Here is an 18703-nt window from a genome sequence, read left to right on the forward strand (position 1 = left end):
GGGAGATCACCATATATCATTGCGTGGTCCGTTCGTGGTTCAGTGGACACCAGACAGGTGTCACCGAACCATCAAGGCTAACATCAGATCCCATCTGTACGGCGGACCGCAGGGGTGGAATCCTCATTCCGTGTCCGACTCAAGCGAAACGTCGGATGGGTATAAACCCATTGAATCCGTTTCGCCCCGCGGCGTCGATCGCCACGGACGTCGGAATGCGAGCGCGGACGGAGTTCAACCGCCCGCAGTCGCGTAGTGTTCTTCGCATTACTGTCTGATGCGTGGGTTGTACTTAACCTCGTTGATTCCGAACGATTTTCGAAAAATGGTGTTAGATATGTGTGTTCGTCTAACAACATCCTGGTAGTGTACGGTAGGCTGGACGTTCGACCACTTGGTATTTTGACGGGATCGACGACTGGTCACGCGCGAGCGCACGTGAAACAAGTAATTGGCAACGACCGACTCCCGGATAGCCGGAGACGAGCGAACCGACCCTCTTTATAACGGGGGCCTTTATAAGGGAGGGCAGAGATAATCCGACAGAGTATGAGTGCGCCGGCAGATTCCATCGAGATTCAGAACGTTGTCGCATCGACCGGTATCGGCCAAGAGCTCGATCTCGAAGCTCTCGCCGAGGACCTCCCCGGAGCCGACTTCAACCCGGACAACTTCCCAGGGCTCGTCTACCGAACGCAGGAGCCGAAGGCAGCGGCCCTGATCTTCCGTTCGGGGAAGATCGTCTGTACGGGCGCAAAGAGCATCGACGACGTCCACGAGGCGCTCGGAATTATCTTCGAGAAGCTCCGTGGCCTCAGCATCCCGGTCGACGAGGACCCCGAGATCACCGTCCAGAACATCGTCTCCAGCGCCGACCTCGGTCACAACCTGAACCTAAACGCGCTCGCGATCGGTCTGGGCCTCGAAGACGTCGAGTACGAGCCCGAGCAGTTCCCCGGTCTCGTCTACCGGATGGACGAGCCCGAAGTCGTCATCCTGCTCTTCGGGTCCGGAAAGATCGTCATCACCGGCGGGAAGCGGACCGACGACGCGAAGACCGCCGTCGAAGAGATCGTCAAGCGCATCGACGATCTGGGCCTGCTCGGATAACAGACTCGAACCGGAACGCAACGCGGCGGCCGCCGACGGGTGGGAGCCGACGAGGAGCGACAGCGTAATGACAGCTGCAGTATAACGTTTTGATCGAATGACCGCGCGCGAGGATGTCGCGTTTTTGACCGGATCCGAGATCCGGATAGCCGTGCTACGAGCGCTTCGTTCGGGCGAGCACCGCCCGAGCGAACTGGCTGCGGAATGCTCGTGTGCCCGTGAGACCGCCCAGCGTGCGGTCACGGCGTTCGTCGAACGCGGGTGGGCCGAGAAGGTATCCACGAGCGACGGATATCGTCTCACGCGTGCGGGGGAACTCGTCGCGAGAAGTTACGACGAGTTCGAGGAGTGTATGGACGTCGCCAACCGCTTCGAACATCTCCTCTCGAATCTGCGTGGGACCGCCGAGGAGATAGAGTGTGAGACGCTATCGGGGACGACGTACGCCCAGTCGACAGCGGAGAATCCGCACGCACCTATCGACCGGTTTCTCGCCATTGTGGGAGACGAACCCGTAGAGCAGTTCCGTGGGGTTACACCGATCGTGAGCCGCGTTTTCAACGAGGCTGCTGGCAGCGTCATCGGACCGGAGACCCAGGTGGAACTAATCGTCGATAAGGACGTGCTGCAGACCTCCGCTACGGAGTATCCGGAGTCGCTCGAGCGGGCGAAAGGCCTGGACGGATTCACGCTGTACGTGTCACAGGAGCCGCTGGAGTTCGGACTCCTCCTCGTCGACGGACACGCCTATCTGGGTGCCTACGACGAGCACGGAAACCTCGTTGCGAGTGCGGACAGTGCAGAAGCCGGGTTCGTCGAGTGGGTGACTGAGGCGTTCGCACGCGTTCGAGCGAACGCGACAGAGTGGGACTAAATCCGGAGAAATCGCCCTGCAACCGGGAAAAAGTGTTTTACCCACACTCCCGTGTATACTGCATAGCGTCAGAGAGTCCTATGGATCTCACAGAACGCATCGAACGCCGCCGAAACCGGAGCAGCAACAACGAGCTTATCGTCGATCGCGACTCGCTGAATCCCGCGATGCATCTCTCCGAGCCGGTCGGCCGAGAAACCCTCTTCGAGGCCTTACTGGACGCGATCGACCCACTTTTCGATCACGCCGTGCCGCCGAACACCTACGTCTGGGGTCCACAGGGCTCCGGAAAGTCGGCCATCGTGACCGCGCTCGTATCGGTGCTCGATACGGAGATGAGTGCCCACGACCCGTTCTACACTGCCACCCGGAGCGGAAGCGACCGCGACGACGTCCGTGTCGTCTATCTCGACGCACGGCGGGCCGCGAGCCGCTTTCGACTCTATCGGGAGCTGCTCGACAGTCTCCTCGTAGAGTCGGTCCCGAGACGCGGGGTGAGCACCGATGCGCTGCGCGAGCGGATCGAGACTGTCACGGCCGCGAGCGAAACCGTACTGGTCGCCGTCGATCACCTCGGAGAACAGACGACAGTCGATCTGGCGGACCTCTATACGTTCTTCGAGCCGTTCGAAGACCTCGCGTGGATCGGTGTCGGCCGGACGTCGCCCGAGAAACTGTCGCTCCCACTGCCGGAACAGCAGATCCACGTGCCCGCGTACACGTACGAACTCGTCGACATCCTGACAGTCCGCGGGTCCAGAGGGCTCTCACAGACACTCGATCACGTTCACGCACAGCGACTTGCAGACTGGGCCGACGGCGACGCTCACAACGCGCTCGCGGCCCTGTTCCTCGCCGCGAGCAACGCGGAAACCGACGGGGCAACGCGGCTCCGCGACGAGGACATCGACGCCGGGAGAGCGGCCGTACCGAGAGACGGCGTCCCGATCGGGCAAGTGCTGGCACTCTCGGACAACGAACGACTGGTTCTCGACCAGCTACTGGAACTCTCACTCGACGGCGAGGCGCGGATCGAGACCGCGGCCGAGCAGATCGCCGAGCGGACCGACCTGACTCACGGGACGGTCAAACGACTACTGTACGAACTCGCGCAGTTCGGCGTTCTGGAACGGCGGGAAGTCTCCGTCGGCGCCCAGGTGGCCGGGCGACGACCGAGCGGCGTCGCGCTGAACTTCGCCCCCCGACTGCTTACCGCACTGCAAGGCGGATGAGCACGACCTACATCGGCGCGCTGGATCAGGGGACGAGCGGAACCAGATTCGTCGTCTTCGACGAACGCGGCGATCCGACCTCGGAGGCGTTCACCAGTCATCGTCCGACGACACGCGAGGGCGACCGCGTCGAGTACGACCCCCTCAAACTGTGGGGCTGTGCGACCGACGCGATCCGGCGCGGACTGGTGCAGGCCGATGTCGACTCGGCGAGGGCGCTGCGTGCGCTCGGCGTGTCGAGTCAGCGCCAGACGGTGCTGCTGTGGGAGGCGGAGTCCGGAACGCCGGTCACGAACGCGATCAGTTGGCGCGACCGGCGGACGACCGAGCAGATCACGGAGCTGACTGACGAGGAGCGGCGGTTGATCCGCGAGCGAACCGGGCTCGAACCGGACCCGTACTTCGCCGCGCCCAACGCCAAATGGCTCCTCGATCACGGTCGCGGTCGGTGCGGCGACGAAGGCGACCGCCACGAAGGGGGCAGCAGCCGTCTGCACCGCGGCAGTGACGACCAGAGCGGCCTCCGTGAACGGGCGGAAGCCGGCGAGGTGCTTCTCGGCACCGTCGACTCGTGGCTCCTCTACAATCTCACGGGCACACACGCGACGGACGTCACCAACGCTGCCCAGACGATGCTGTTCGACATCCACGAGTTGCAGTGGGACGACGACCTCTTGGACCTGTTCGACGTGCCGCGAGCGGCGTTGCCTGCGGTACACGCTTCCAGCGACCCGTCGGGGTTCGGCACGACCGATCCGAACGGGATCCTCAACGCTGCCGTTCCCGTGACGGGCGTGATGGGCGACCAGCAAGCGGCGCTCCTCGGACGAGTCGCGTGCGGCGAGGGCGACGCCAAAGTCACCTACGGAACGGGGAATTTCTTCCTCCAGAACACCGGGAGCGATCCGGTCGCGGCCGACGGCGACCTTCTGACGACGATCTGGTTTCAGCGGGCGGGTGCGGAACCACGCTACGGGCTCGAAGGGCCGGTATTCGCCACGGGCGCGGTGTTGGAGTGGCTCCGGACGATCGGGCTGCTCGAAGACGCGAGCGGACTCGCAGAACTCGATAGCACGGAGTCGCCGGGAGATCTGCAGCTCGTTCCGGGCTTCGGCGGTCTCGGTGCACCCCACTGGGTGCCGGACCTCCGGGCGGGAGTGTTCGGGCTACGCAGAGAAACCGACCCCGACGACGTACTGCGAGCGGCCGTGGAGGCGATCGCGTTCGGGACGCGGACAGTCCTCGAAACGGCCGAAGCCACGACTGGAATCGAACAGCGTCCCCTCCTCGTCGACGGCGGCGCAATCCAGGACGACGAGTTCGCGCAGTGGCAGGCGGATCTCCTCGATCGGCGACTGGTTCGCTCGAGCGTGACGCAGACGACGGCGTTGGGCGCGGGATTCGCGGCGGGTCTCGCGACAGGCGTGTGGGATTCGCTCGACGACCTCGCGCCCTGTCAACCGACCGGGCGGGCGTTCACGCCGTCCGGGGACGCGAGTGCAGTCGAGACGGCGTACCAGAACTGGGGCGACGTCGTCGACGCCGTCGTCAGGTGCCACGGCATGCGGTAATATTTATCTTCGATAGGCAAGCCACGAATAATCTATTTAGAAGGGGATGTTCCACTCGATAGAAGTTCCAAGACGGTTTTAGATGCATACACTGGATCAGTAGCAGGCGGAGCACGGCAACGCGAGCAATCCTCAAGACAGCCGACTGCCGCAAAATATCGTCCGGTAACATTGTGTACTGAACGAATAAATGACCGTCTCAGCGATTAATAGCGCTATTTTCGGAGATGCCGAGTAACATACACCTATGTATTATATTTATTCACCAAAGATTTATTGCAATTTCTCGTCAATACCTTTATTGCTGGTAGCTATGTTCTCAATGAAAGACTCCGCGACGCGACGCAAGATCCTCGCATCGGGCGGTGCAGTCCTCGGCGGGAGTCTCGCTGGGTGCCTCAGTGGCGGCGACAGTGGAAGCGGTACTGGGGACGGCGACACCGGCGGGACGACGGGTACGGGAGGCGACGGCACCTCTGGGGGGAGCGGGAGTTGCTCGGGTGAGACCTACGAGGTCGGCTACGGCGACTCCCAGACGACCGTCTGTTCGGACGCTTTCCCGACCGACGAGAAACTGTACGTGTACGCGGTTCAGTCGGGGTGGATGAACTGGCCGGAGGTAATGCAAGCGTTCAAAGAGCAGTACGGCGTCCAGCTCAACGACGACGACCGGTCGTCGGGTGAGGCGCTACAGGACGCCCGCTCGCACGCGCAGAACCCCACGCACTCGGCGTTCAACGGCGGGTACACCTACGCAATCCAGGCGATGCAGGACGGATTGACTCAGGCGTACAAGCCGGCGAACTGGGACAAAGTCCCCGACAGCGCGAAGACCGACAACGGCCACTGTACGGGGACGCGGAAGGTGACGACGGCGCTCACCTACCGGAAGGACCTCTTCGAGGAGCGCGGACTCGACGAACCGCAGACCTGGGAGGACCTGAAGCACCCAGACATTATGCAGGACCTCGCGCTGCAGACGCCGCAGGCGGCCGTCGGGCTCGCAGCGGCCCTCTCGATCAACAACGCCTACGGCGGGTCCCTCGACGACGTCCAACCGGTGATCGACTACTACAACGAGATCCAGGAAGGGGGTGCGGAGTTCACCGACAACTTCCTGGCGCAGTTCACGAGCGGCGAGTACGGCTCGTTCATCCGCTACGACTACTCGGGGCTGGATCTGAAGTACAACGTCGAGGACATCGCCGAGGAGAACGTCGGCGTCGCGCTCCTCGAAGGGCCGAACGGGGAGGCCGGCGCGTTCAACGCGCTGTACGGCTACGCGATGCTGGCGAACGCACCGAATCCAGAGGCGGTGAAGAAATTCATGGACTACGTGCTCTCGCTGGAAGGCCAGCGGAAGTTCCTCAAGGCGTACGCGCGGCCGATCCGGGCCTCGGAGATGGATATGCCCGACGAATTCCCGCCGCAGAGCCGATACGACAAGACACAGTTCACTGTCGATCAGTCGGCGCTGGTCGAAAACCAGGAGACGATCATCCAGGACATCACGCGCGGAGCCAGCCTGTAAGCGATGGCGGCCGATCAAGTATCGATGGGCACGCGGGCGACGGGTGCAGTCCGGACCGCCGTCGGATCGGTAGTGTCCCCGACGTCCGAGCGACAGCGGGAGATACGGCGCATCGTCGCCCTCTGTCTGCCGTTCTCTGTGCTCTTGGTGTTCTCCGGCGTCTTCCCGCTGACGGAGATGTTTCGAATCAGTTTCTCCGAAAGTCGGCTCGTGACCGAGGGCTTCACCCTCGAGTACTATCGGACGATGGTGAACGATCCGTACTATCGGAACATCGCCTTCAACACGCTGTGGTTCGCGGCCGCGACGACGGTCGCGTCGATCAGCATCGCCGTCCCCGTGGCGCACGCGCTCGAAAAGTACGCGCTCCCCGCGAAGTCGGTGATCCTGACGATCCTGTCGTTCCCGAACAGCCTCCCCGGGATCGTCGCGGCGTTTATGATCATCATCCTGTTCGGAAACACGGGCGTGTTCACCAACCTCCTCGCGTTCCTGTCGGGGCAATCGCGGATCGACGTTGCCATCTCGACAGGCGTGTTGGGGCTGTTCTTCGCGTACCTCTACTCGATGATCCCGCGCGCGCTCCTGTTGCTCCGTGGAACCTACTCGGAGATTAACACGGACGCCGAGGAGGCGGCCCGCGTGTTGGGAGCGACGCCCCTCCAGACGTTCCGCTACGTGACGCTCCCGCAGATCAAACCGGGTTTGATCGGCGCGTTCATCCTCGTGTTCCGGACCGGACTCGCCATCTTCGGAACCGTCCTGATCCTGAAGGGGCTGCTCGTCTGGACGCTCCAGATCGACCGTGAACTCGCCCAGGGCTTCAACATCGCGCAGGCCTCGGCGATGGCGACGATCTGGTTCGTCTTTGTGTTCGGGTTCACGGTGTTCGCACTTCGGTACACCAGTGCGGAGGTGAGCATATGACCGAACGATTCCAACGGGGCAGCCTCTCTGCCCGCTTCGGCCGGCCAGTCGTCAAACTCGTGTTGGTGCTGACGCTCGTCTTCCTCGCGTTCCCGGTCGTGATGACGTTCGTCAGTTCGTTCGCCTCCGATTGGTTCGGCGTCTTCCCCAGCGGCTTCGTCACGATACAGAACTGGGAAGACGTCATCGTCGGTACCGGCGTCGGTGCCGACGTCGCAGTCGGGTCCTCGCTGGCGTACAGTACCGGGCTCGCTCTCGGTGGAGTCGTCATCAACCTCATCGTCGGCGTGCCGATCGCGTACGCGGTCGCACGCTACGACTTCTGGGGGCGAGACTGGGTCAACGTCTTCGCGATTCTCCCGCTGGCGCCCGGGATCATCCTGGGTGTGGCCTTCCTCCGGACGTACCCGGACCTCTCGACGTCCGGCATCGCCCTGATTATCGGCTACTCGCTACTGAAAGCACCGTATATGGTGATGGCGGTGCAGTCGAGTTTTCAGTCGATGGATCTCCAACAGATCGAAGAGAGCGCCCGCTCGCTCGGTGCGTCGTGGCCGCGCACGTTCCTCACGGTGATCGTCCCGAACGCCCGGACGGGCATCATCGCCGGCTCGATCATCTCCTGGACGCTCGCGGCCGCGGAGTTCAACTTCTCGTACATCGTCTACTCTCGCGGGACGCCGCCGCTCGCGATCTTCCTGTTCAACAACATCACGAACGCCTCGTTCCTGAACGCGGCCGCGGCCGTCTCGGTGTTCTTCCTGCTCATCGCACTGGTCACGGTCTCGCTGCAGATCGTCGGTAACAGAGGGACGATTCGGAGGGTCTAACGAATGGCAAAAGTCTCACTCGAAAACGTCACGAAACGCTTCGATTCGACAGTCGCCGTCGACGACGTCTCGATCGACATCGCCGACGGCGAAGTCATGGGAATCGTCGGCCCGTCCGGCTGTGGCAAGACGACGGCGCTCCGGCTCGTCGCCGGCTTCGAGACCGCCACCGACGGGACGATCCGCTACGACGACGAGGACGTCACGCCCGTCCCGCCGGAGAATCGAAACGTCGGCTTGGTCTTTCAGTCCTACGCGCTGTTCAACAATATGAGCGTGCTCGGGAACGTCACGTTCGGGCCGAAGATGCACGGCGTCGGCAAAGCTGAACGCCGAGAGCGCGCGCGTGAACTACTCGAACTCCTCGACATCGAGGAGTTGGCCGACCGCGACCCCCAGACACTCTCGGGCGGCCAGCAGCAACGCGTCGGCCTCGCCCGCGCGCTCGCGATCGAGCCCCGGATTCTGCTGCTCGACGAGCCGATGACGGGGCTCGACGCGAAGCTGAAACAGACCTTACGGCAAGAGCTCGGCCAGTTGCTCGACGATCTCGGCGTGACGACGTTGTACGTCACGCACGATCAAGAGCAGGCGATGTCGATGTGCGATCGGATCGCCGTGATGAACGACGGCCACCTCGAACAGATCGGCACGCCGGCCGAGATCTACGAGGAGCCGGCAAACGAGTTCGTCGCGGGCTTCATCGGCACCGCGAATCTGCTCGATGCGACGGTCACTGACGGGCGGATCTCGTTCGGATTCGGCGACGTCGACGCGCCCGACGGACTCCGGTCGAGCGGCGACGTGACGGTTCTCGTTCGCCCGGACGACATCCGCGTCGGCGACGGTGAAGGCGACGCCGCCGTCGAAGTGACGAACCTGTTCTATCAGGGCGAGCACATCCAGGCGACGGGGACGCTTGCTGACGGCCAAGAACTGACACTCCAACTGGATCGGTCGCTGACGAACGTCGAGACGGGCGACACCCTGTCGGTCGGCTTCGATCCGGAGACGCTCCACGTCATCCGCTCGACCAAGTGACTGGGGAGGAACGACCAGATGGCTGTGGAAGAGCGGCCAGATGGATGTAGAAGAGCGGCCAGATGGCTGTGGGGGGACGCCGAGTGCCATCTAGCGCCACTTATTTACTGTCACTACCCAGATTGGAGGTAATTTTTAAGATGACGACCCGAGAAGATGTTTGTTGGGCAAATGACTGATCCAAGCCTCGAAGACGCGCTGGACGCGGCAGGTAGTCCGATGGACTTGCTCCGTGAAAACCGGGGACGACACCCCTATCCGGTTCCCAGCGAGCACACGAACTGGATCGAGGAGGAACGGAGCTGGCGAGAGACGTGCAGCCTGTCGGACCTCTCTCACCACCAGAAAGACCTCTACGTCGAGGGGCCCGACGCGCTGGCCGTCTTCGTCGACCTCGGAGCCAACGACTTCGAGGGGTTCGAGCCCGGTCAGGCCAAACAGTTCGTCGCCTGCAACACCGACGGCTACCTGATCGGCGACGCGATCCTGTTTTACCTCGACGACGAGCGGTTGAAACTCACCGGCACACCGATCGCGCCGAACTGGGTCGAGTACAACCTCGAAACGGGCGATTACGACGCGGTCGCGACAGCGGACGAGCGGTATCACGACAAGGACGAACCGCACAGAACCTTCCGGTATCAGCTACAGGGGCCGAACGCACTCGACGTGATGAGAGCCGCAGTCGAGGGGTCGCTCCCGGAGATTCCGTTCTTCAATTTCGACGAGGTGACGATCGCAGGCGTCGACGTGCGCGCGTTGAAACACTCGATGGCGTCGGACGTCGGCTTCGAGATCTGGGGGCCGTGGGAGGCGAGCGAGACCGTTCGAAAGACGATCCTCGACGCCGGCGAGGACCACGGCCTCCGCCAACTCGGCGAGAAGAGCTACAAGGCGCAGGGCTCTGAGAAAGGCTGGATCGCCCGTCCGCTCCCCGCGATCTTCGGCGACGAGATGGTGGAGTATCGGGAGTGGCTGGACGGGGACAGCTACGAGGCGAGCAGCACGCTCGGCGGGAGTTTCGCCGCCGACGACGTATCCGAGTACTACCTGAATCCGATCGAACTCGGATACGAGCGATTCGTCGATTTCGCCCGCGACTTCCCCGGCAGAGACGCGCTCGCGGAAATGGCAGAGGCGTCGCAGCGCCAGAAAGTAACGCTCGTCTGGGACGACGACGACGTCATCGACCTGTTTGCGTCGTTACTGCGAGACGGAGAGACGTACAAGTACTTCGACCTCTCGATGCCCTACTGGGCGGTCTTCCACTACGACGAGGTCCTGAGAGGCGGTGAGACCGTCGGTCTCTCGAAGTACTTCGGCTACACCTACAACGAGCGTGCCGTCCTGTCGCTGGCACTCGTCGACGAGGAGTACAGCGAACCTGGAACCGAGGTGACGCTGGTGTGGGGTGAACCGGGCGGTGAATCGCCGAACCCCAAAGTCGAATCGCACACGCAGACGGAGATCAGCGCCACGGTGGCGCCGAACCCGTACGTCGAGGCCGAGCGCTAGCGCAGCCAAAGATTATTGTAATTTGGTCATCAATTTCTTTATTGATGCATATCATACTTCCAGTAACCAAACAGCTCCGTCGGTCAGCGTCGGATAGGTGGGCCGTACAGGCCTCGGAGGCGCCCGACGACCGGAGGGCGCTCGCCGGGCACACAGTCCCGGACGGCCAATGAGCATCGCCGAGCACGAGGCCGCGATCTTGGACCTGGATGGGACAGTCTATCTGGGCGACAAACTCATCCCGGGTGCCGGCGAGACCGTGCAGTTGCTGCGCGAGGAGGTCGGAGAGGTGCTGTTCCTCACGAACAAGGCCATCGCGCGCCGCGGCGACTACAGCGAAAAGTTGCGACGACTCGGCATCGACGTCGAGCGCAGCGACGTCGTCAACTCCGGGTGGGTAACCGCCCAGTACGTCAGCGAGCGCTTCCCTTCCGCGGCGGCGTTCGTCGTCGGCGAAGGCCCGCTTCTCGAGGAGTTCCGGGAGGCGGGCGTCACGACAGTGACAGAGACACCGGGCGACATCGTCGTGGCATCGATGGACCGCCACTTCGACTACGACACGCTCGAGACCGCGCTCCGAACGCTCGAAGACGGTGCGCCGTTCCTGGCGACGAATCCGGACCGGACCTGTCCGACTGAGAAGAGTGCGATCCCGGACGCCGCGGGGATGATCGGCGCCATCGAAGGCGTGACGGGACAGACCGTCGACGAGGTGCTCGGGAAGCCGTCCGCGACGATGGTCGAGACGGCTCTCGGGGAGGTCGGCGTCGACCCCGGCGACTGCCTGATGGTCGGCGACCGGATCGAGACGGACATCCGGATGGGCGACCGTGCCGGGATGACCACCGTCCTCGTGCTCACGGGAGTGACTGACCGCGAAATGATCGCCGACGTGAGCGTCGATCCCGATTACGTCCTCGACTCCATCGCCGATGTCGAAGGTCTCCTCGTGGAGTGACGGTCCGTCGCCGGAGTCGACGATGTCGACAGTGTACTCAGAATCAAAGTCCGGTCAGACGTCGTCGCTCTCGGTCAGGACGTCTTTGACCACTTGAGGATCCTCCAGAAGCTGGTGCTTCGTGTAGCTCCCCTCGGCGCTCCCGCCGCTGTGTTTGGACTGCTCGATGATGTCGAGGAAGGCGTGTTCTTTCAGCAGATCGCGGACGCGACGTAGCGAGAGCGTATCCGAGCCCTGGCCGTCGCAGATGTTCTCGTAGACCTCGTAGACGCGACTCGTTCGGAATCCCTCCTGTCGCTCGCTCGACAGCGAGAGGATCGCGAGGGCCTGCAACACGTACCGGGAGTGCGGCGTCGACCCGCGGATGAGTTCGCGGAAGCGATCGGTCTCCGCACGCTCGCGAGCCTGCGTCACGAACTCCTCGCGGACGATCTGTGCGCCCTTCGATTGAGCGATCTCACCGGCGTACCGAAGAATGTCGATCGCCTTGCGGGCGTCACCGTGTTCTCTGGCTGCGAGCGCTGCCGCGCGCGGGATCGTCGAGGGGTCGAGGACGTCGTCGCGGAAGGCGTCCGACCGCGCCTGCATAATGTTTCGGAGTTGGTTGGCGTCGTACGGCGGGAAGACGAACTCGCGTTCACAGAGGCTGGATTTGACGCGTTCGTCCATCCGGTCTTTGTATTGGATCTTGTTGCTGATGCCGATCACGCCGAGTTTGCACTGGTCGATCTTGCCGGCCTCCCCCGCCCGCGAGAGTTGCATCAGAATGTCGTCGTCGGAGAGTTTGTCGATCTCGTCGAGCAGAATCAAGACGACATCGTACTGTGCATCGAGGATTCGCCACAGCCGCTTGTAGTACGTCGACGTGCTGAGTCCCTTGTCCGGGACTTTGATTCCGGTAACTTCGGATTCGTTGACGCCGTCCGCGATGGTTTGGACCGCTTGCGTCTCGGTCGTGTCCTGTGCGCAGTCGACGTAGGCGAACGTCGCTTTCACGTCTTCCTCGCCGGCGGTTTCCACCAACCGCTGTGAGACGTACTTCGCACAGAGCGACTTACCCGTACCCGTCTTGCCGTAGATGAGAACGTTGCTCGGACTCTGACCGAAGATCGCCGGATTGACCGCCGCCGCCAGATCAGAGATTTCGTCGTCGCGACCGACGATCCGTCCCTCCCCCGGAAGGTGGTTGATCTCCAAGAGCTCTTTGTTGGAGAAGATGGGGTCCTCTCGGGTGAAGAGGTCGTCGCTGGTGTTCGGCATACTACAGGACACCGGGTTTCCGGTGAAATGCGTTGTTATTTCCCCCGGTTCGACGGTGATGCTGTCGGACACATTTTCGGGAAGCATCGCGACATCCTGTGGTACTGGGCATCTTCGTACGGTTATGTCCGACGGCTGACGGCCACGTTGTTCCGACAGGGCACGGCGACTGATTCGACAGACTACCGGACGACACACACACCACGTTTCCGATGAACGAGGGAAATACCGGGGTAAGGTCCAGATGAAACAGGGGATCAGTTTCACCGGAAACACGGTGTGTGGCGAGGCGTTAGAATCTGGCCGACAACGGTACTTCCCAAGCGAGGACGCAGATACGCACTGAAACAGGCCAATACGTGGGATCGTCGGCTATCGGTATTCCACGGCGAACAAGTTTGATCGTATCGCTGTGGGGTTCTCAGAGCGTCCGTCCGATACCTGCTCGAAAAAGCGGCGCGGTGTCTCGGGTCCGTTTCCGATCGAATTACTTCGATGAAGCTAGTTTATAACTTTTCGATTGGGGTCAATGGACGGTGACGAGTATCTAGTATATATTTGTTGCTTTATAGAGGACAGATATTGGTTCGGTACGCGCGGATGCGTGGTCGTCGTCGCTCGTGACGAGGGGGACTACCAGCGGGTTTCACCGGAAACGTGGTGTGTCTCCGCGTGGAATTCGCCACACTTCGACTGTTCTCGACATCGCGAGTGAGGTCTGCGGTCTTTCGGGGCTACACGATGTAGCGGAGAAATTGGAGATAGCTATCAACTCAAGCCGATCTAATTACGCTCAATCTGAAATAGTCGGTCTCGGATCCGACTCTTCTTGGTGTTTCACCGGAAACACGGTGTGTTCCCGTGAGAAACTGAGGATCTCGTCCACCAAGTCGAGACTGCTATCTCGAAGGGGGTCCCAATTCCCCGTTTCACCGGAAACTCGGTGTTCGCGATTCACCTTCACACGGTGTTCGCCGGATCCAGTTCGCTGGCATTTCATCGGAAACACGGTGTGGGTGGCTTTGACGGACGTGGGCGCCGTTTTCTGGTCACACTCTTCGCCTGTCCCCTTCGAGTCGACGCCAACAGCTGAACTCGAACCCACGTAGTCGCAAACCGTTTCCCGGTCGGGACCGTCCCGAGAGACAATGACGGAAGAGGAGGGGACTGGCGGGCCAACTGCACCGGAGGGAGCGTCTCCCGAGGTGACGCCTGCCGACGAGTCTCACGACGCCGACGGCGCTTACGACACCGACGGCGCTTACGACACCGACGGCGCTTACGACACCGACGAGTCTCACGACGCCGACGGCGCTTACGACACCGACGGCGCTTACGACACCGACGAGTCTCACGACGCCGACACGTCTACTGCTAACGTCGATCTCGATCGCTTCCACGACGTACTGGAGGCGGAGGGCCGTCCGGTCGTGACGGCCTCGGAAGTCGCACGCCGGCTCGACACGACGCAGTCGGCCGCCGCCGCAGATCTCGATGCGCTGACTGACGACGGGGCGGTCGAACGGGTGAACGTCGAGACGGACCCGATCGTCTACTTCCCGAGCGAGTGGGCGAAACTCGCCGAGCGCGAGCGGATCGTGCTGTTCCCGGAACGGCGACAGATCGTGGTCGATCAACCGACGCAGTACACCCGCGCGCAACTCTCACAGTTCGCCCACCTCGTCGACACCACGGGCGAGCGGGCGCGGTCGACCACTGACCGGCAGACCGGTACCCGCGGCTACATCTACGAGATCCGCCAGGAGGACGTCTGGCAAGCCCCTTTCGACGATCTCGCCGACTTGCTGTCGCTGATGCGGTCGGTGCTCCCGCGGCGGTCACCCCCGCTTGAGGAGTGGGTCGAATCACAGTGGAAACGCGCGAACCGATTCCGCCTGTTCACCCACGAAGACGGATACGTCGTCCTCGAAGCCGCCTCCGAGAGCCTGATGGGCAACGTCGCGCGGCAGAAACTCGACGACGAACAGCTCGTCGCGCCGATTTCGGATACGCAGAGCTGGGTTCGCGACGGCGCCGAAGCCGAGATCAAGCGGATCCTCTACGAAGCGGGCTATCCCGTCGAAGACGACCGAGACCTCGACACGGGGGAACCGCTCGACGTGGAATTGACTGTCGACTTGCGCGAGTACCAATCCGACTGGGTCGAGCGTTTCCTCGATCAGCGCTCCGGCGTCCTCGTCGGCCCCTCCGGCGCGGGCAAGACCGTGACCGCTATCGGCGTCCTCGCGGCGGTCGGCGGCGAGACGCTGATTCTCGTCCCGTCGCGGGAACTCGCCGCACAGTGGCGTGCCGAACTGCTCGAACACACGACGCTCACCGAAGAGCAGATCGGTGAGTACCACGGCGGGCAAAAGGAGATCAACCCGGTCACGATCGCGACCTACCAGACGGCGGGGATGGACCGTCACCGCTCCCTGTTCGACTCCCGCGGGTGGGGGCTCGTCGTCTACGACGAGGTCCATCACATCCCCTCGCGGATCTACCGACGTAGCGCCGACCTCCAGACGAAACATCGACTCGGACTGTCGGCGACGCCGGTGCGCGAAGACGACAAAGAGAAGGAGATTTTCACGCTCATCGGACGCCCGATCGGCACCGACTGGTCGAAGCTCTTCGAGGCAGGGTACGTTCAAGAGCCCGAAGTACAGATCCGATACGTGCCCTGGGGCGAGGAGTTCGCCCGGAACGAGTGGGCGAGTGCGGACGGCCGCGACAGACACCGGATCGCAGCCGAGAATCCCGAGAAGATCGACGAAACGCGGCGGCTCCTCGACGCACACCCGGACGCGAAGACGCTCGTCTTCGTGGATTGGCTAGATCAGGGCGAAGCCCTCGCGGACGCGCTCGACGTGCCGTTCGTGAGCGGAGAGATGCCACACCACCGTCGCGAGCGCGTCTTCGCGTCGTTCCGCGCGGGCGATCTCCGAACCCTCGTCGTCTCGCGCGTCGGTGACGAGGGGATCGATCTCCCGAACGCGGAACTCGCCATCGTCGCCTCCGGACTCGGCGGGTCTCGCCGGCAGGGAGCACAGCGCGCCGGCCGGACGATGCGTCCTGCTGGCGGATCGCAGGTGTACGTGCTCGCGACCCGCGGAACCTCGGAAGAAGACTTCGCGCAGCGACAGATGCGCCACCTCGCCGAGAAGGGTATCCGCGTGACTGAGACGGACCGCAGCACCCGGAAATCGGACGGAGAGAGTTCGGCATCCGAGGCCTCGCCCGCGACGACCGATCCCGCCGCAAACGGCGAGGAGTAAGCAGCCGATGGCCGACCAGCGCCGGGACGTCGACACCGCCGCGTGCGCGCGCCACCTGGCCGACAGCGAGCGCCTCGCTCGATACCGCTCACGACTCCGGGATTCGCTCTCGGATCCCCCGGTTGCTGACGCGTTCGAGGCGTGGCACCGGTACGTTCGCGAGCGACACGGCGACGTCTTCGCCACTCTCGCGGCCGCAGGCGGCGAACGATCCCCCGTCGACGGCGGCGGAACCACGGGCGGCGCCGACCGATCCACCGCCAATGTAGCCCGATCGGACGCCGACGTCGCCCGCGACCTGTTCGTCGAAACGCTCGCGTTCGACTACCTCCTCACCGAGATCCTCGATGCGGTCGAACGAGAGTTCGAGTGCACGGTCACACGCTCGCTCGCCGCGGACGCCGCGATTCCGTTCACGCCGAATTTCGAGGCCGTGCACGAGTCGATTTCACCCCATCTCGACACCGGAACCGCGGACGCAGGATGCGACTTCGACACCCAGGCGTCTACCTTCGCCCGCGAGGCTTCGAGTCGGGACGTCGCACTCCTCCATCGTGAGTGCGTCTCGCCGCTCGCCCGTCGAGCGTTCGGCCGCTACGACACACCGCAGGGACTCGCCGCACTCGCCGTCGACTCTGCCTTCGACGCCGGATCCCCTCACGACGGGACGCAGACCCGAGATGAGACACCAGCCCACCACGAGACACCAGCCTACGACGAGACACCAGCCCACCACGAGACGTCGATCGCTGCCGATCGAGCACCTGCCGACCTCCCGCTCGTAGTGGACCCCGGCTGTGGCGCCGGTGCGTTTCTCGCTGCGACGGCGACCCGGTACGTCGACGCTCTCGCCGAGAACCCACTGAACGCCGACGGTAGTCACGGGACGCCCATCCAGGCTATCTTCGATGCCGTCCGCGGCTTCGACGTTTCACCGACAGCCGTCCGTGCTTCGCGCTTGGCGCTGGTGCTCGCCGTGCGACCGTTGCTCGCCGCCGCCGACGGGTCGCCGACCGTCGCACCCCGGGTCGTTCTCGGCGACGCAGTCGACGCGACCGCAGATGACCCTCCGCTCGACGGTCGGCGCGCGGACGTCCTCCTCGCGAATCCACCGTGGCTGACCTGGGATTCGCTTCCGGAGGGCGCGAAAGACCGGTGGCGAGCGGGACCGTTCGAAGAAGCCGGGCTCGAACTGTTCGACCACACCGGCGCCGACGCCCGACTCGGATACGCGAACGACGATCTCTCCGTCCCATTCGGGTTGATGTGCCTTCACCGGCTCCTCCGGGATGGTGGTCGTGCTGCACTCGTCCTCAAACGGGATTTCCTCACCGGACCCGCTGGGGCACGTCTCCGTCGGCCGCAGGTGGGTCATCGATCGATCACGTACGATCGCGTCCACGACTTCGGCTCGTTGTCACCGTTCACCGACGTCGATGCGGGCACCGCGCTGTTTTCACTTCGTCTCTCACCCGACGACGGCAGATCACCGTTCCCGACTGACGAGGGTATTCCGACCTGTCGCTGGACGGATGCTCCGGCGACGACGTCGGCTCGCTACGTCGACCGCTCCGATGGAACGTCAGCGTTTGAGTCGCTGGCGCGGATGCGGGCCTCGTTCGACAGCGCGGAGACGCGTCTCGTACCCGCAGACCCCGAGGACCCGACGTCACCGTGGATCCGCGCCGACGCCGAACGAAGTGCACTCGGTTCGAGTCCGTATCGCATCCGTCACGGGGTGAAAGACGACGCCAAGGCGGTTTATGCCCTCGACCGGGAGACCATCGAGAAGCAGGAACTCGAATCCGAGCACGTCTTTCCGTATCTGAAATCGAAACACATCGTGAAGTACGGGCTGTTCGGCCACGACCTGCAGCTCGTCCCCCAGCGACAGGCGGGCGAGGACAACGAACGCGAACTCAAGCAGGAAGCGCCGGCGACGTACGCGTACCTCGACGCGCACCGCGAACGGCTCACCGATCGCGGGTCGTCGTGGTTCGACGATGGGCCGTTCTACTCGCTCTTCGGGCTCGGCTCGTACACGTGGTCGACGTACAAAGTCGTCTGGTGCCGGCTCGGTTTCAAGCCGCACTTCACGGTCGTCTCCACAGTTTCCGACCCCCTCGTTGGTGAGAAGCCCGCGATACCCGGCGATCACTGTATGTTCGTCGGGACCGACGACGAAGACGAAGCGCACTACCTCTGTGCGCTCCTCAATTCGGCACCGTACCAGCGCTGTCTCCGTACCATCTCTTCGGGCGGGAAATCGAGTCTCTCGAAGTCGACGGTCGAACGTCTCGCGCTACCGGAGTGGCGAGCGCGTCCGCGTCAGCGACAACTCGCGGAACTCTCACAACGTGCCCACGCCATCGTTCCCGACCACGTCGACTGTTCGAAGCGCGCGTACAACCAGAAGACGATCCCCGAGCTGCAGGCCGTCCAGACCGACATCGACCGCACGGCAGAACAGTTCCTGTCGGTTCTCGACGAACAGCCATCGCCCGAGAGAGAACGAACCGGACCGACTGACGGCGACGATGAGTAACCCTTAAGTCCAACAGCGGTGCTACGTTGAG

13 protein-coding genes are annotated in these 18703 nt (G+C 63.1%); 12 read left to right on the forward strand and 1 reads right to left on the reverse strand.

Annotated elements, in window-relative coordinates; genetic code table 11:
* The first annotated feature begins 549 nt into the window (after positions 1-549).
* The 10 genes from NO347_RS11570 (at position 550) to NO347_RS11615 (ending at position 11589) form a co-directional block, all read left to right on the forward strand.
* The gene (locus NO347_RS11570) at positions 550-1110 is read left to right on the forward strand and encodes a TATA-box-binding protein (RefSeq protein WP_089769931.1); all 561 of its coding nucleotides are present in this window, start codon (positions 550-552) and stop codon (positions 1108-1110) included.
* A gap of 97 nt (positions 1111-1207) precedes the next feature.
* Positions 1208-1984, forward strand: coding sequence for a helix-turn-helix transcriptional regulator (locus tag NO347_RS11575; protein ID WP_484494531.1), 777 nt, complete (start codon positions 1208-1210; stop codon positions 1982-1984).
* 80 nt (positions 1985-2064) lie between these two features.
* A complete protein-coding gene (locus NO347_RS11580; RefSeq protein WP_256289739.1) occupies positions 2065-3216 on the forward strand; it encodes a Cdc6/Cdc18 family protein in 1152 nt (383 codons plus the stop codon).
* Positions 3213-4787, forward strand: a complete 1575-nt coding sequence (locus NO347_RS11585; RefSeq protein ID WP_256289740.1) for an FGGY family carbohydrate kinase — start codon at positions 3213-3215, stop codon at positions 4785-4787. Before NO347_RS11580 ends, NO347_RS11585 begins: the two co-directional genes overlap by 4 nt.
* A 313-nt stretch (positions 4788-5100) precedes the next feature.
* Positions 5101-6318, forward strand: coding sequence for an extracellular solute-binding protein (locus NO347_RS11590; protein WP_256289741.1), 1218 nt, complete (start codon positions 5101-5103; stop codon positions 6316-6318).
* 3 nt (positions 6319-6321) lie between these two features.
* Complete coding sequence (locus NO347_RS11595; protein ID WP_256289742.1) at positions 6322-7245, forward strand: ABC transporter permease; 924 nt, start codon at positions 6322-6324, stop codon at positions 7243-7245.
* On the forward strand, positions 7242-8075 hold the full coding sequence (locus NO347_RS11600) for an ABC transporter permease (RefSeq protein WP_256289743.1): 834 nt from the start codon (positions 7242-7244) through the stop codon (positions 8073-8075). Before NO347_RS11595 ends, NO347_RS11600 begins: the two co-directional genes overlap by 4 nt.
* Before the next feature lie 3 nt (positions 8076-8078).
* Positions 8079-9116, forward strand: coding sequence for an ABC transporter ATP-binding protein (locus NO347_RS11605; RefSeq protein ID WP_121570584.1), 1038 nt, complete (start codon positions 8079-8081; stop codon positions 9114-9116).
* Positions 9117-9287: 171 nt separating this feature from the next.
* Positions 9288-10631 carry a hypothetical protein gene (locus tag NO347_RS11610; RefSeq protein ID WP_256289744.1) on the forward strand — a complete coding sequence of 448 codons (1344 nt, stop codon included), beginning with the start codon at positions 9288-9290 and terminating at the stop codon, positions 10629-10631.
* Positions 10632-10800: 169 nt separating this feature from the next.
* Entirely contained in the window at positions 10801-11589 is a 789-nt protein-coding gene (locus NO347_RS11615; protein WP_256289745.1) for an HAD-IIA family hydrolase, read from the forward strand.
* 54 nt (positions 11590-11643) lie between these two features.
* Here the strand turns inward: NO347_RS11615 and NO347_RS11620 are convergent, their stop codons facing one another.
* The gene (locus tag NO347_RS11620) at positions 11644-12849 is read right to left on the reverse strand and encodes a Cdc6/Cdc18 family protein (protein WP_121570587.1); all 1206 of its coding nucleotides are present in this window, start codon (positions 12847-12849) and stop codon (positions 11644-11646) included.
* Positions 12850-13997: 1148 nt separating this feature from the next.
* Here NO347_RS11620 and NO347_RS11625 point away from each other — a divergent pair.
* Together NO347_RS11625 and NO347_RS11630 are read left to right on the forward strand one after the other, a co-directional pair.
* Complete coding sequence (locus tag NO347_RS11625) at positions 13998-16127, forward strand: DEAD/DEAH box helicase (protein WP_256289746.1); 2130 nt, start codon at positions 13998-14000, stop codon at positions 16125-16127.
* A gap of 7 nt (positions 16128-16134) precedes the next feature.
* Positions 16135-18672, forward strand: coding sequence for a DNA methyltransferase family protein (locus NO347_RS11630; RefSeq protein WP_256289747.1), 2538 nt, complete (start codon positions 16135-16137; stop codon positions 18670-18672).
* Positions 18673-18703 lie beyond the last annotated feature (31 nt).

The organism is Halobellus inordinatus, from assembly GCF_024464655.1.
GTDB lineage: Archaea > Halobacteriota > Halobacteria > Halobacteriales > Haloferacaceae > Haloquadratum > Haloquadratum inordinatus.

Excerpts from the sequence above, each read along its gene's own strand:
- NO347_RS11570 (WP_089769931.1), top strand. The coding sequence starts at position 550 with ATGAGTGCGCCGGCAGATTCCATCGAGATTCAGAACGTTGTCGCATCG.
- NO347_RS11575 (WP_484494531.1), top strand. The coding sequence starts at position 1,208 with ATGACCGCGCGCGAGGATGTCGCGTTTTTGACCGGATCCGAGATCCGG.
- NO347_RS11580 (WP_256289739.1), top strand. The coding sequence starts at position 2,065 with ATGGATCTCACAGAACGCATCGAACGCCGCCGAAACCGGAGCAGCAAC.
- NO347_RS11585 (WP_256289740.1), top strand. The coding sequence starts at position 3,213 with ATGAGCACGACCTACATCGGCGCGCTGGATCAGGGGACGAGCGGAACC.
- NO347_RS11590 (WP_256289741.1), top strand. The coding sequence starts at position 5,101 with ATGTTCTCAATGAAAGACTCCGCGACGCGACGCAAGATCCTCGCATCG.
- NO347_RS11595 (WP_256289742.1), top strand. The coding sequence starts at position 6,322 with ATGGCGGCCGATCAAGTATCGATGGGCACGCGGGCGACGGGTGCAGTC.
- NO347_RS11600 (WP_256289743.1), top strand. The coding sequence starts at position 7,242 with ATGACCGAACGATTCCAACGGGGCAGCCTCTCTGCCCGCTTCGGCCGG.
- NO347_RS11605 (WP_121570584.1), top strand. The coding sequence starts at position 8,079 with ATGGCAAAAGTCTCACTCGAAAACGTCACGAAACGCTTCGATTCGACA.
- NO347_RS11610 (WP_256289744.1), top strand. The coding sequence starts at position 9,288 with ATGACTGATCCAAGCCTCGAAGACGCGCTGGACGCGGCAGGTAGTCCG.
- NO347_RS11615 (WP_256289745.1), top strand. The coding sequence starts at position 10,801 with ATGAGCATCGCCGAGCACGAGGCCGCGATCTTGGACCTGGATGGGACA.
- NO347_RS11620 (WP_121570587.1), bottom strand. The coding sequence starts at position 12,849 with ATGCCGAACACCAGCGACGACCTCTTCACCCGAGAGGACCCCATCTTC.
- NO347_RS11625 (WP_256289746.1), top strand. The coding sequence starts at position 13,998 with ATGACGGAAGAGGAGGGGACTGGCGGGCCAACTGCACCGGAGGGAGCG.
- NO347_RS11630 (WP_256289747.1), top strand. The coding sequence starts at position 16,135 with ATGGCCGACCAGCGCCGGGACGTCGACACCGCCGCGTGCGCGCGCCAC.